Raw genomic sequence first — 13,762 nt, 5'->3', positions numbered from 1 at the left:
GTATATAGGCGGAACAGCGTATGATTTAACTTCAATATCATATAACAGGGATTATTTCTATGACCCTGCAAAGCCGCACGCTGTGGACCACATGAATAATAACGGCAGTATATTCAGGGAATACGAATATGATGCCAATGGGAATGTGACAAGCCACACCGGCAATTTAAGGGAAATTTTATGGGATGAAGAGAACAGGATAAAACAGGTGACAGACACTTTCCCGTTTAATTCGCCGGTATCGGAAAATTACTTCTACGACCATAAAGGCGAAAGAAAAATAAAGATAAATAATTATAATATGGGAACACCGCAGCTTGGCGATGTGGCGATGTATGTTAATCAGTACGCGGCAATGTGGTTAAGCAACGCCAACAACATAAATACGTATACAAAGAACTATTACGTGGGGAATCAGCGCGTTGCAAGCAGAATAATGTCAGATGCGGCGTGTGCAACAGGCACGGATAGTTTTGATTTTACATATTTCTACGGCACAGACCATCTTGGCTCGTCAACGTATCTCACAGATAATAGCGGGAATATTGTAGAGCATAACGAGTATACGCCATGGGGCGAAATATGGCAGACAGAAGACAGTATGCCCACGGTATCAGTTGGGGAACTGAATAATCCGTTTAAGTTTACGGGTAAGGAAATGGATAGGACAGGGCTGTACTATTACGGCGCCCGCTACTACGACCCACAGGTTTCGCTATGGATGAGCCCGGACCCGATACTTGATAAGTATCTGCCTAAATTTGACGAAAAAGATAACAGCAAACTCCTGGGAATGGGTGGGGTATTTAATTCGTTAAACCTTGGGTTGTTTACCTACACGCATCAGAATCCGGTGAAATTAGTGGATCCGGATGGGAAAGCTGCAGGAGATCCTTTCGTTTCAATTCATGATGCGGCTATCGATTTTTCACGAAATTACAATGATGATTCAATACGAACTGATCGTGAGTACGGAACAATGATTTATGAAGTTAGGGATGCAAAAGGTAATATTCAAAATTTTACATATGCAAATCCAAGGCAAGGAGAGCAACATGGAGTGAGGATTGCTCGGCCCCCAAATGGAGAGAAGTTCAGAGCGTTTGCGCATACTCACGGAGCGGATAGTCCAGGATATGCTGACAATAAATTTTCACCTAAAGATATAGAGAATGCAACGAAAGCAAATGTGCCATCGTATGTCGCTGACCCAGAAGGAAATCTTAAAAAGTTTGATCCTCGTACAAATAAAACTACACCGATTGAATCGAATTTGCCAAGTGATCCTAATAGTGTCAATAGGGCAAATACTATTAGCCCGGATGTTGGTTCCAAAAATGGAGCGGGAGGAGTGAATAAAATTGATAAGTATCAATAGGTGTATGGTGTTATTTATGGTTTCTATACTTGTATTTTATTCTTGCGATTTGGAGGGGGGATCAAAAAACGAGAATAATATTACAAAAAAGAATGCAATACATATAGCAGAAGCTCAATGGATTAAAACATATGGTTATTCAAAGAGAGATCTAAAACAATTTCAGCCTTATAAAATAGAATTGAAAGCCAATGTATGGATTGTTGAAGGAAGTTTTTTGGTTGATGAGGATTATATACACGGTGGGACGCCATATATAGAAATAAGAGTAACGGATGGTGAGGTTTTAAAGATAGAGCACGGGGAATAAAAAAGTGTTGGAACCTGATTAATGATTTGAAGGGAAAAAGGTTTTGGAGCCTTATATAACTTTATATTTGAGACTTTATTTAGGTATCCTGAAAGATATTAAACTATAACTAAGTGTATTGGAGGGATTATGAAGAAGATAATGATTATTATGGCGACAATACTAATAACAACAGCAATATTTGCTGCTTCGCCGACGCCGGTGCCGGGGAATGTGAAGTCCGGCAAAACGGTTAAGATGATGATAAAAGTGCCGGTGCAGATTGTGGATGGGGCGTATGTTGCGCAGGTGGGGGATGATATTAAGGCTTTAACTACGGGCGGGACTTATTTATACAACAAAGAAAAGACAGAGGCTATTGTGATATTACACGTCCCGGAAGAGGATAAGGCCTCTGTAAGCTCGCTTATTAAGGCGGGGAAGAAGGAAGTTAAAGAAAACCAGGTTAAGAATTATGATAAACAGTTTAAGGGATTAAAGAACTCATACAACGACGGTATATAAGCCGTTAAATTTTACATGAATTCATGTATATACAACTGACAAAAATTGTGGAGGATATTTAAATGAGAAGGAACATATTATTCAGAGCCATGCTTTTAATAAGCATGTTTGTTATTACAATTCCGGCGTATTGTGGAATGGTTTACGCGCCGAACCATATATTCAAACAATGGAATAACATCACTTTTTCCGGCGAACCATGCGCTGTGGGGCAGGGTGTTAATATTGCGTGGAATATGGGCAGCGGCGGGCCTACTGACGGCGGATGCGGTCAGCTGACTGATAATTTCTCTGAAGAATGGACAGGTTATATTAAAGCCCCTTATACAGGAACAATTACCTTTTATTCTTATACGGATGACAGGGGTTACTTATATATTACAGACCCTGCAACCGGAATAGAGACAAATGTTGTAAATTCCAAGTGGCCCCAGGAATCTTCCGGTACTTTTAACATGGTGCAGAACACTTAGGGAATATCAGGCGGAGGAAAAGCGGAGACAAATACAGATAGAAAAACAAAAGCCAAGGCGAAATTAAGGCAAGGATGTGGTTATTTTTATATAATTTCTTGTAAATTCTCTTAAAAAGTAAAAAATCTTGACTTTTAAAGCTAAAAGTGTAAAAATACTAACACGTTTATTACAAAATCAATTATTAAAATATTGAAGGAGGATTACCGTGAAGAAAAAGCTTTTTGTAGTTTTTTCGTTAGTTGTTTTAGCCTCGCTTTTTGTGTTTACAGCCTGTAACAAACCCCTTGGAGGAACCAACAAAATCAGGTTCATGTATTGGGGAGATGTAACTGAAATTGAAATTATAAACCAGGCAATCGCGGAATTTGAAAAAGCAACAGGCGTTAAGGTAAGCGCGGAAAGAGCTCCTTCGGGGCCGCCTTACATGGAAAAAGTATTAACACAGTTTGCCGGCGGAAGCGCGCCTGACGTGCTTTTCATAGAGGCAAACAATTTCAAGAAATTCGCGGAAAAAGGCGTTTTAGAAGACCTTACGCCGTATCTTGCAAACGAAACAGCATTCAAAAAAACCGATTTTTATCCTGAAATAATTGACAGGTTTACAGTGGAAAATAAGTTATATGTTCTTCCAAGAGATATCGCGCCTATCTGCGTTATGTATTACAACAAAGACCTTTTTAAAGCAGCGGGAGTTAAGCCGCCTACAGACAACTGGACATGGGCTGAATTTCTTGCCAAAGCAAAAGCGCTTGTAAAGAAAGACGCGCAGGGAAGGGTAGTTCAGTTTGGATTTGTGGATGATTGGCCTATCTGGGAATCATGGGTATTAAGCAACGGCGGATCGCTTGTTGACAATGTAAAGAACCCCACAAAGTGCACACTTGATAAGAAAGCGGCTTATGACGCCATTCAGTTCAGGGCGGATATGATACATAAATACAGAGTTATGCCTTCACCTTCCCAGATGACCGCAATGGGCGGAATGGGTTCGGGAGACATGTTCGTATCAGGAAAAGCGGGTATGTTCTACAGCGGAATATGGAAGACCCCGTCATTCAGACAGATAAAGGATTTCAAATGGGACGTTGTTATGTTTCCTAAAGGGCCTACCGGAGTAAGGGCTTTCTCTACAGGCGGATCCGGATATGCCATCACAAACAAATCAAAAAATAAAGAAGCGGCATGGAAGCTTGTAACATATCTTGCCGGAGTAAAAGGACAGACACAGCTTGCACAGACAGGGCTTGCACAGCCTGCCATGAAAAAGATTGCAGAATCACCGGCTTTCCTTGACGGACAGGATCCTAAGAACAAAAAGATTGTCCTTGCAGGCGTTAAGTATGTTAAGTTTGCTCCGCTGGTATCAGACTGGGAAGAAATCAACGTAAGCATGATTGCGCCCAACTTTGATAAGATCTGGAGCGGCAAAGCAACTGCAAAAGAAATATGCCAGGAAATAGTGCCGGAAATTAATGAAAATTACTTTGAATAACAGTGAACATAGAATAACCAGCGGAGGAAACTGATGAGCACGAATACTGTTCCGGTACATCATAAATCAGGCTCGCATGAAGCGCTGTGGGGGTATGTTTTTATAGGCCCCTGGATTTTGGGTATGATTCTTTTTGTTGGCGGCCCAATTATCGCGTCTTTAGTGCTTGCTTTCTGTAAGTGGGACCTTTTAACGCCGATTCAATTTGTGGGGTTTGAAAACTTCTCGCATATGTTTGGCGATAAAAAGTTCTGGATAAGTTTGGGAAACACGTTCTATTACACTTTATTCGCGGTTCCGCTTGGTATTGTGGGCTCCATCATGGTAGCCCTGTTAATGAACCAGGACTGGAAAAGCGTAAGGCTGTTAAGGACAATATATTATCTTCCTTCTGTTACTGCCGGTGTTGCGTCGGCCATTATCTGGATGTGGCTTTTTAATCCGGATTTCGGCCTTATCAACTATGGTTTAAGTATGCTGGGAGTAAAAGGGCCTCTTTGGCTTGCGGATGAAAACTGGTCAAAACCGGCGCTTGTGGTAATGAGCCTTTGGGGTGTCGGCGGAAACATGATTATTTATCTTGCCGGCCTTCAGGGAGTACCCAGGCAGTTGTATGAAGCCGCGGAAATTGACGGCGCGGGAATATGGCATAAGTTCAGGCATGTGACAATTCCAATGTTAACACCTGTTATTTTCTTTAACTTAATCATGAGCATAGTATGGTCGTTCCAGATATTCACGCAGGTTTACACAATGACCGGCGGGCAGGGCGGTCCGGCTGATTCCACGCTTGTGCTTGTTCTTTACATTTATCATTACGCGTTTAAATATCATCATATGGGATACGCCTGCGCTCTTGCATGGGCGCTTTTCTTTGTCATAATGTTATTTACCTTCCTGCAGTTTAAGATTGCCGGCGGATGGGTGCATTATGAAGGCGAACTTAAGAAATAAAAATTATACCACTAAACCTTTGGAGGTAATGTAATATGGAGCAGAAGAGCAGCTTCTGGGCAAGCAAAAAGAAGCAGGACATGGCAGTAAGCCTGGTCCTTTATATTATAGCGTGGATGGGCGCGCTGATATTTGTTATACCGCTTGTATGGATGGTATCAACGTCGCTTAAATATCCCACTGATATTTTTACAACACCGCCAAAATGGCTTCCTATATCGGATGTGTCATGGAAACTTGACCCCGATGTACGTTCCCAGCAGGCAGGCTATGTAAAGATAGCAAGGGGCGCTAACGGCACCAACATAATTTATCTTATGTCCGGGCTTAAAAAGAGCGCGAAGGTATTAAGCACAATGACATTGTCCGGAGCCGCCCAGTTAAATGTTCAGAAGGGCGACTATGTGGCGGAAGGCGATATTATTGCCAGACTGCCCACGTCCGGCGTTGCAAAGGTAAACGGCAATATTATAATGATAGCGGATAAAGAAGGTAATGTTATAGACAGGATAGAAGCGCCGATGAATTCCAAGGTAAAAGTCGCGACAGGCGACAGGGTAACCAAGGATGACAAAGTGGCTGTAATTCCTCCGCAGTGGCATAACTATGTGGAAGCGTGGAGCCCCAAAGCTTTAAGCGAAACTTTCACCACATACCTCTTGAACACCATCTTCATAACTGTATGCGGGCTTTTAGGAACCCTTTTAAGTTCTGCTTTTGTCGCGTACGGTTTTTCAAGGTTTAAGTTTCCTTACAGGGATCAGCTTTTCCTTATAATGGTAAGCACCATGATGATTCCCGCGCAGGTAACAATGATACCCACGTTCATCCTTTTTAAATACATAGGATGGATTGACACTTTTGCCCCGCTTATTGTCCCCACGTTCTTTGGCGGCGGCGCGTTTAACATCTTCCTCATGAGGCAGTTTTTCATGACAATTCCTTATGAGCTTGATGACGCTGCAAAAATTGACGGCTGCAACTATTTCCAGATATTCTGGCTTATACTTATGCCGCTTGTAAAACCGGCGCTTGTCACAATCGCGATATTCGGATTTGTTTACAACTGGAACGACTTCATGAACCCGTTAATTTACCTTAACAGTTCCAGCAAATACACCCTTGCGCTTGGGCTTCAGACATTTACCACAATGTACGGAAGCTACTATCACCTTATGATGGCGGCTTCAACGATAGTCCTTCTTCCGATACTTATAGTGTTCTTCTTCGGGCAGAAGTACTTCATAGAAGGCGTAGCAACAAGCGGATTAAAAGGCTAAAAGTTTAAGATACTTATTAATGATTACACCAAAGCCCCGGACTAAAATCCGGGGCTTTTTTATTTTTAAAAAGCGGGGTAAAAAGTGAAGCGCTATATCTTTAAAAGGCTGTTGCTTGCAATACCGGTGCTGTTTGGTATTACGGTAATCACTTTTTTTATTATCCACCTGACGCCCGGCGGTTTTACCGCGGTTAATATGCAGATGGATATCCGCACATCGCCGGATTCAATAGAACGCATGCGCCATTTATACGGGCTGGATAAACCCATACTGGTGCAGTATGTGGAGTGGATTGGAAGGACAGTAACTTTTAATTTTGGGGAATCTTTTATAGACCACAGGCCGGTGCTGCACAAGGTGGCAGAACGCCTTCCCGCCACGCTGCTTTTAAATGTGCTGTCGCTTGCGCTTGTGTTTTTTTTCGGTATTATACTGGGGGTAATTTCCGCGGTAAAAAGAAACACGGCGGCGGACAAAATTATAATGGTCTTTACTTTTATCGGTTACTCTATACCCACTTTCTGGCTTGCGCTTCTGCTTATGCTGTTTGTTTCAGTCAAGGCGGGGCTGCTTCCCGTATCCGGCATGGTATCAATTGATTTTGATTATATGACGCTGCCGCAGAAAATAGCGGATTTATTATCCCACCTTATACTGCCGCTTATTGTTACTTCAATAGGGGGGCTGGCATATATTTCCCGTTTTGTAAAATCGGGCATGATAGAAGCGCTGTCCCAGCAGTATATCAGGGCGGCATACGCCAAAGGGCTTGACAGAAAAACAATCCTGTACAGAAGCGCGCTGAAAAACAGCCTGCTTCCCGTAATTACGCTTTTGGGAATGTCCATCCCGGGGTTAATAGGCGGAAGTTTTATATTTGAAACCATCTTCGCGTGGCCCGGAATGGGGCGGCTGGCTTATGAATCCGCTTTAAGTTTTGACTATCCGGTAATAATGGGTGTGGTTACAATGGGCGCTGTGCTTACGCTTTTAGGTAACCTTGCTGCGGATATTGCTTACGCGGCAGTAGACCCAAGGATAAGGTATAAATAATGAATAAAATGATGACAGCGGGGCTTATTGTTGTGGTTTTTATAGTGGCTATGGCCATACTTGCGCCTGTGATTTCACCGCGCGATTACAAAGAGCAGGACATTTCGCAGCGCCTGCAGAGCCCGTCCAAAGCCCACATAATGGGGACTGATGAACTTGGCAGGGACGTTTTTTCAAGGCTGCTGCGCGGCACAAGGGTTTCTGTATCCGTAGGCATAATGGCGGTTTTAATCTCCGCGGTTATAGGCGTATTGCTTGGCATAATTGCCGGTTATTTTGGCGGCGTAATTGACAATATAATAATGCGCGGAGTGGATATATTTTTAACCGTGCCCACGCTATTTTTAATACTTATGCTTATCGTTTTTTTAGGCCCTTCCATATTTAATATTGTCATCATAATAGGGCTTACATCGTGGACTGATATCGCAAGGATTATAAGGGCGGAAGTTTTATACATAAAAAAACTGCCCTATGTGGAAGCCGCAAAACTGCTTGGGTTTAAAAAAAGAAGGATAATGTTCCGCCATATCCTGCCGAATGCTTTTTCGCCGGTGCTTGTATATATCACGTTTGGAATTTCCGGGGCAATTCTTGCGGAATCCGGGCTGTCATTTTTAGGGCTTGGCGTTCAGCCGCCGGAACCAAGCTGGGGCAATATCCTGACATCGGGAAAAGATTATATAGACACCGCGTGGTGGCTTGTCTTGTACCCGGGGCTGTCAATTTTCGCGGCGGTGTTTTCATTTAACCTTCTTGGCGAAGGGTTAAGGGACTACCTTAATCCCAAACTGGACAGGGAGGGGTAATGGGAATCATAAATGTGTCAGGCCTTACAGTAAAATATAAAGTTAAGAAAAATTTCATAACTGCGGTTACCGGAGTATCGCTTGATATTTCAGCGGGAGAATCAGCGGCAATTGTGGGCGAATCCGGGTGCGGAAAGACCACGCTTGCAAACGCGCTGTTAAAACTGCTTCCGGAAAATGCCGTGGTGACAGGTTCGGTTTTTATGGACGCAATGGATGTGTTAAACGCGGATGAAGAAAGGTTAAGAAGCATGAGGGGCAAAACCGCGGGTATGATATTTCAGGAACCGGGGGCGTCTTTAAACCCGCTGTTTTCAATAAAACAGCAGATAGAAGAGACGCTTACGGCGCACTTTGGAAAAATGGCAGCGCCGGCGCTTGAACAGAAATCACTGGAACTTCTAAGCGACGCCGGCATTACGGACGCGCGGCGTGTTTATAACTCGTACCCGCATCAGTTAAGCGGCGGCTTACAGCAAAGGGTAATGGCAGCAATCGCGCTTTCCTGCAATCCCAAAATTCTGATAGCGGATGAACCCACAACAGCGCTGGATGTAACTGTTCAGGCGCAGATAGTTGAACTGCTGAAAAAATTAAAAGAAGAGCACAATCTGACATTACTGCTTATAACACACGACCTTCACCTGGCAAACGAACTTGCGTCCAGGATAATAGTTATGTACGCGGGCGAGATAGTGGAAGACGGCGCTGTCAAAGATAGAAAGTCCGCGCTGCATCCTTATACTGCCGCGCTTTTTGAAATTATACCTTCGCTTGATTCCAAAAAACGGCAGTTTACCGTTATTCCGGGGGAAGTGCCAAAGCCCCAGGAAGAAAGGGCTTTTTGCGCTTTTTCGCCAAGGTGCCCATATGCGGATGATAAGTGCAGAACTGAAAAACCGGAATTAAAGGAAGTAAAGCCGGGACATTTTGTAAGGTGTTTTTATCCGGGCGGTAAAAAATGAAAAATATAATACTGCGTACGGAAAAGTTATGCAAACATTTTATGGCGGAAGGCGCTTTTGGCGGCGCGCGTTACAGGGTAAACGCGCTTGTTGACGCGTCTGTGGAAATTGAAAAGGGCAAAATACTTGCGCTGGTAGGTGAAAGCGGTTCGGGTAAAACCACCCTTGCCAGAATTATAGCGGGGCTGGAAACGCAGGATTCCGGCGCTGTATTTCTGGACGGGGAAATACCTGATTTTAAAAATCCGCTTGAAAGAAGAAAGGTTCAGTACGTATTTCAGGATACGTATTACTCCTTAAATCCAAGGATGACAATTGGTAATGTATTGGCTGAACCAATATCAATACACTTTGGGGTAAAGAAAGATAATCTAAGTGAAAAAATACAGCTGATGCTGCAGTCAGTGGGGCTTGGCGCTGATGTGATGGAAAAATACCCGCATGAACTGTCAGGCGGGCAGAGGCAAAGAGTGGGTATAGCAAGGGCGTTATCTGTAAATCCGGAACTGTTAATAGCGGACGAGCCGGTATCCTCGCTTGACGTCTCTGTTCAGGCGCAGATACTTAAACTGTTCTCTGATTTGAATGAAAAAAACGGCATATCAATTATATTCATCACCCACGATTTAAGGATAGTAAAAAGCCTTGCCGACACGGTGGCTGTCATGAACAGGGGAGAGATTGTGGAATACGGCGAAGTGGATGAAGTGTATTCAAACCCGCGCTGTGAATATACTAAGACATTGCTGGGGGCGGTAAAGGGGTAGGGATTGGATGCTTGGAGGCTTAGATGCTTGGAAGCTTGGAAGCTTGGAAGCTTGGATGTTTGGTTTAGATCTGGTCGAAGCGAGCCTGCGAGCGTAGATCCCAGCAATGAAGCGAGTTTACGAGCGAAAGCAGCTGGGATAGGCGCGCCCTTTTAGAGCGCGGCAGTTGGTTTTATGTCTTATAATGTAGAGACGCAATATATTGCGTCTCTTTTTTGGTTTGGATTTGGTAGCTGCGTCTTTTAAGGTGTGTGTTTTGTTTTAAGACTGAATTTAAGCATCTAACCTTCCAAGCATCAAAGCATCTGTCAGTATCTATTAAAATCCCCTGAAATTACCGGGCATCTGACCGAAATTCGGTTTGCCGTGACGGGTTTTTTTGCCCATTTTCTTCATCATCTTTTTTGACATGTTGAACTGTTTTAATAATTTATTCACTCGTTCTATCGGCAGGCCGCAACCTTTTGCCACTCTTTTTTTTCTGCTGTCATCAAGAATTTCCGGCCTTCTGCGTTCTTTGGGGGTCATGGACAGTATTATGGCTTCTGTGTGTTTTAATTCTTTTTCGTCTATTTTCACGTTATCAAGCCCCATGTTAGCGGCGCCGGGTATCATCTTTAACAGTTCGTCAAGGGGGCCCATATTTTTCATTGTCTTCATCTGTTCAAGAAAGTCTTCCAGATTAAAGGTGGCTTTGCGGAATTTTTCTTCTGTCTTTTTAGCTTCTTCTTCGGTGACTGATTTCTGTACCTTTTCAACAAGTGAAATTATATCGCCCATGCCAAGAATGGAAGATGCCAGCCTGTCCGGGTGAAACAGTTCAAACCTGTCGGCTTTTTCGCCTGTGCCCATAAATTTAATGGGGACGCCTGTCACGTATTTCATTGAAAGGGCGGCGCCGCCCCTGGCATCGCCGTCTGTTTTTGTTAATATAATGCCGGTTAAGCCCACGGCTTCGTTAAAACTTTTTGCCACATTTACAGATTCCTGGCCAAGCATGGAATCCGCGACAAGAAAAACTTCGTTCATGGGGATAGATTTTTTAATAACTTCAATTTCTTTTATCATATCTTCGTCTATGTGCAGACGGCCCGCGGTGTCAAACACCACAACGTCATACAGTTTTGTTTCAAGCAGGGAATAGGCATTTTTACATATCTTTATAGCGTCGTTATGTTCCTCGGTAAAAAAGTCAGCGCCAATCATACCTGCAAGTTTTTTAAGCTGTTCTTTGGCGGCAGGCCTGTAAGTGTCCGCCCCTACAAGCAGTATGCGGGGAAGTTTTCTTTCGTTTTTTAAGTACAGCCCAAGTTTTGCAGCCGTAGTGGTTTTACCTGACCCCTGAAGCCCCACAAGCATAATAAGCGTGGTGGTGCGGGAAGTGTCAATCCCGTTGTTTTTTTCGCCAAGAAAAGCCGTAAGTTCGTCGTGGACTATTTTGGTGAACTGCTGGCCCGGGGACACCGCGTTTAAGACGGACTCGCCCAGCGCTTTTTCTTTAACCGCGGCAACAAAGTCTTTTACAACTTTGTAATTTACGTCCGCTTCAAGCATGGACATGCGTATGGCTTTAAGCGCTTCTTCTATGTTTGCTTCGGAAATTATCCCTGTGCCGCGTATTTTGCGGATGACAGAGTCAAGTTTTTTTGAAATCGCGTCAAACATTACCGGCAGCCCTTTACGGAATCGCGGATGTCAGACGCCGCTTTAACGCGGTCAGGCGCTCCAAATATGGCGCTTCCCGCCACCAGAATATCCGCGCCCGCGCCGCAGGCAAGGGGAGCGGTGGCGGTATTAATGCCGCCGTCAATTTCTATAAGGCAGTTATATTTGTTTTTATCTATCAGCGTACGCAGTTCTGTGATTTTAGGAAGCATATCTTTCATAAATTTCTGCCCGCCAAATCCGGGTTCCACAGTCATAATAAGGATAAGGTCAAGTTTGTCCATATATTTAAAAAGAGAAGAAACAGGCGTGCCGGGTTTTACTGACAGCCCCGCTTTTTTTCCGGCTGTGTGTATTTCATTAATTACCGCGCCGCAGTCTTTGGAGGCTTCTTCATGTATGGTGATATAGTCGCATCCCGCGTCAAGGTAATTTGAAATGTAGCGTTCCGGCCGGTCTATCATAAGGTGCGCGTCAAAAGGTAATGTTGTGTGAGGCCTGAATGATTTAATAATCTTGGGGCCAAAGGTAAGGTTTGGCACAAAGTTTCCGTCCATTATATCAAGGTGCACAAATTCCGCTTTTATCTGTTCTAAAAATTTAAATGTGTTTTTAATATCGGAAAAATCCGAATCAAGAATGGAAGGGGCAAGCATCATCTTTGACATTATTGCGCCTTAAATTCGTGTTCTTTTACAAGTTCGTTATTCACAAATATCTGAACCAAAGCGTCGCCGCGTACAACCGGCTGGACTTCTATTTTTTCTTTTACCAGAGTAATTTTATTATATATGGCTTCGCTGCCGGCAAGGCTTAAAACCGATATCTTTACGTGTTTTGGCAGCGGGTCCGCGCTTTCAAGGGTGAAATTCACTTTAATAAGGCGTTTTTTAAGGCTTAAATCGTCTTCTTTATTGCCGGCGTTAAGTATTATAGGTGTCTTTTTATTAACCGCGTATCCCGCTTCCGGCGACTGGGACAAGATGCTTCCCGAAGGCAAATCGTTATTTACTTCCACGTTTATTTTTTCGACGGTAAGGTCGTGTTTGCGCAGCGCTTTGTAAACGTCAAATATGTTTTTGCCTTTTACGTCAGGCATCATGAAAACTTCATCTTTTAAACCTTCTGACCTTAAGGTGCTTACGTTTTCGTTGAATGGTACATCCGCGCCCGCGGAAGGGAACTGGGCGATTATAGTGTCTTTTTTATGTATGGAAGAAGAAATTGCATCGTCATAACCGGTGCCAAGGTCAAGGTTAACCAGGTTCAGAACGGCTTTTGCTTTTATCATTCCCGTGACATCCGGAACCCTTATCATCTTTGAACCGCGGCTTACAACGGCATATACCGCGCGGCCCTTTTTAATTTTTACTTTTGGTTTTACGTTCTGGGACACAACAACGCCTTTTTCATACAGATTGCTGTAAACTTCATCTTCAAGTTTTAAGTCAATGCCCATTCTGCCGGCGCTTTTTACGGCTTTTTCAAAAGTCATTCCCGTATAATCAGGCATGGATATGGAACCGATAGAGAAGACAAGTTTCATAACAACCGCGGTTGTTATGCCAAACATAACAAATCCGATAAATACAAGTTTTAAAATGTAGGATAAATTGCCTTTTTTCATATGCACCTTTTAATTATATGATTTAACTTACCGGAATATTATAAGTGATAAGCGTTATTTTGCAAGAAAAATATATAAGGGCAGAGGCTTGGAAGGTTGGAGGCTTGGATGCTTAGCAAAAAACTGCGAGGGACGGGTGCACAGATGCACGGATGGTTAGCAAAACTCTCCGTGCAATCGTCTGTTACGCTGTTGCCGGAAAAAATTATTTGACAAAATATGTAACCTATGTAAATATAAAAAATCAAAACTATTTGGAGAGGGAAAATTTGAAAAGCATTTTGCGGGGAATGGGAAATATACTTTATCGGTTTTTAATTCTTATATTTCTATTTGTGTCAACGCCCTTGGTGTGTTCGGTTTTTTCTTTTTCGGTAACCAGTACTGACTGCCAGGGTTTCAGTTATTCATTTACTACAAATGAAGAAGATGCTGTTTATTCGGGAGTGGTATATGTTGAAGGTACACCGGTGCCTGTT

The 13,762-nt window shown here is 43.3% G+C and carries 14 protein-coding genes; 11 read left to right on the top strand and 3 right to left on the bottom strand.

The window, feature by feature from the left end; all coding sequences use genetic code 11:
* The 11 genes from JXR81_06435 to JXR81_06385 all read left to right on the top strand — a co-directional run.
* Positions 1 to 1,378: DUF4329 domain-containing protein (locus JXR81_06435; GenBank protein ID MBN2754492.1), on the top strand; the 1,378-nt coding region annotated here is incomplete at its 5' end.
* A gap of 16 nt (positions 1,379 to 1,394) precedes the next feature.
* Complete coding sequence (locus JXR81_06430) at positions 1,395 to 1,688, top strand: hypothetical protein (protein MBN2754491.1); 294 nt, start codon at positions 1,395 to 1,397, stop codon at positions 1,686 to 1,688.
* 129 nt (positions 1,689 to 1,817) lie between these two features.
* Entirely contained in the window at positions 1,818 to 2,192 is a 375-nt protein-coding gene (locus JXR81_06425) for a hypothetical protein (GenBank protein MBN2754490.1), read from the top strand.
* A gap of 62 nt (positions 2,193 to 2,254) precedes the next feature.
* Positions 2,255 to 2,665, top strand: a complete 411-nt coding sequence (locus JXR81_06420) for a hypothetical protein (protein ID MBN2754489.1) — start codon at positions 2,255 to 2,257, stop codon at positions 2,663 to 2,665.
* Positions 2,666 to 2,873: 208 nt separating this feature from the next.
* On the top strand, positions 2,874 to 4,160 hold the full coding sequence (locus tag JXR81_06415) for a sugar ABC transporter substrate-binding protein (protein ID MBN2754488.1): 1,287 nt from the start codon (positions 2,874 to 2,876) through the stop codon (positions 4,158 to 4,160).
* Between the two features lie 33 nt (positions 4,161 to 4,193).
* Entirely contained in the window at positions 4,194 to 5,114 is a 921-nt protein-coding gene (locus JXR81_06410) for a sugar ABC transporter permease (GenBank protein ID MBN2754487.1), read from the top strand.
* Positions 5,115 to 5,149: 35 nt separating this feature from the next.
* Positions 5,150 to 6,394 carry an ABC transporter permease subunit gene (locus JXR81_06405; GenBank protein ID MBN2754486.1) on the top strand — a complete coding sequence of 415 codons (1,245 nt, stop codon included), beginning with the start codon at positions 5,150 to 5,152 and terminating at the stop codon, positions 6,392 to 6,394.
* An 84-nt stretch (positions 6,395 to 6,478) separates the two neighbouring features.
* Positions 6,479 to 7,450, top strand: coding sequence for an ABC transporter permease (locus JXR81_06400; protein ID MBN2754485.1), 972 nt, complete (start codon positions 6,479 to 6,481; stop codon positions 7,448 to 7,450).
* A complete protein-coding gene (locus JXR81_06395) occupies positions 7,450 to 8,259 on the top strand; it encodes an ABC transporter permease (GenBank protein ID MBN2754484.1) in 810 nt (269 codons plus the stop codon). The genes JXR81_06400 and JXR81_06395 overlap by 1 nt, the downstream gene beginning before the upstream one ends.
* Positions 8,259 to 9,224 (top strand): ABC transporter ATP-binding protein, encoded by a 966-nt coding sequence (locus JXR81_06390; GenBank protein ID MBN2754483.1) that lies wholly within the window; start codon positions 8,259 to 8,261, stop codon positions 9,222 to 9,224. Before JXR81_06395 ends, JXR81_06390 begins: the two co-directional genes overlap by 1 nt.
* Positions 9,221 to 9,991 (top strand): ABC transporter ATP-binding protein, encoded by a 771-nt coding sequence (locus JXR81_06385; protein ID MBN2754482.1) that lies wholly within the window; start codon positions 9,221 to 9,223, stop codon positions 9,989 to 9,991. The genes JXR81_06390 and JXR81_06385 overlap by 4 nt, the downstream gene beginning before the upstream one ends.
* 318 nt (positions 9,992 to 10,309) lie before the next feature.
* On the opposite strand, the gene ffh is transcribed toward JXR81_06385, so the two are convergent.
* Genes ffh through JXR81_06370 form a run of 3 tightly spaced genes read right to left on the bottom strand, consistent with a single transcriptional unit; the run spans position 10,310 to position 13,283 of the window.
* A complete protein-coding gene (gene ffh / locus JXR81_06380) occupies positions 10,310 to 11,656 on the bottom strand; it encodes a signal recognition particle protein (GenBank protein ID MBN2754481.1) in 1,347 nt (448 codons plus the stop codon).
* The gene (gene rpe, locus JXR81_06375; GenBank protein ID MBN2754480.1) at positions 11,656 to 12,324 is read right to left on the bottom strand and encodes a ribulose-phosphate 3-epimerase; all 669 of its coding nucleotides are present in this window, start codon (positions 12,322 to 12,324) and stop codon (positions 11,656 to 11,658) included. The genes ffh and rpe overlap by 1 nt, the downstream gene beginning before the upstream one ends.
* Positions 12,324 to 13,283 (bottom strand): PASTA domain-containing protein, encoded by a 960-nt coding sequence (locus tag JXR81_06370; protein MBN2754479.1) that lies wholly within the window; start codon positions 13,281 to 13,283, stop codon positions 12,324 to 12,326. The genes rpe and JXR81_06370 overlap by 1 nt, the downstream gene beginning before the upstream one ends.
* Positions 13,284 to 13,762: the final 479 nt, after the last annotated feature.

This window comes from Candidatus Goldiibacteriota bacterium (assembly GCA_016937715.1).
Taxonomy (GTDB): Bacteria; Oederibacteriota; PGYV01; order PGYV01; family PGYV01; genus PGYV01.
The sequence above is the reverse complement of the archived record's forward strand: the minus strand, read 5'-3'. Positions and strand labels throughout refer to the sequence as shown.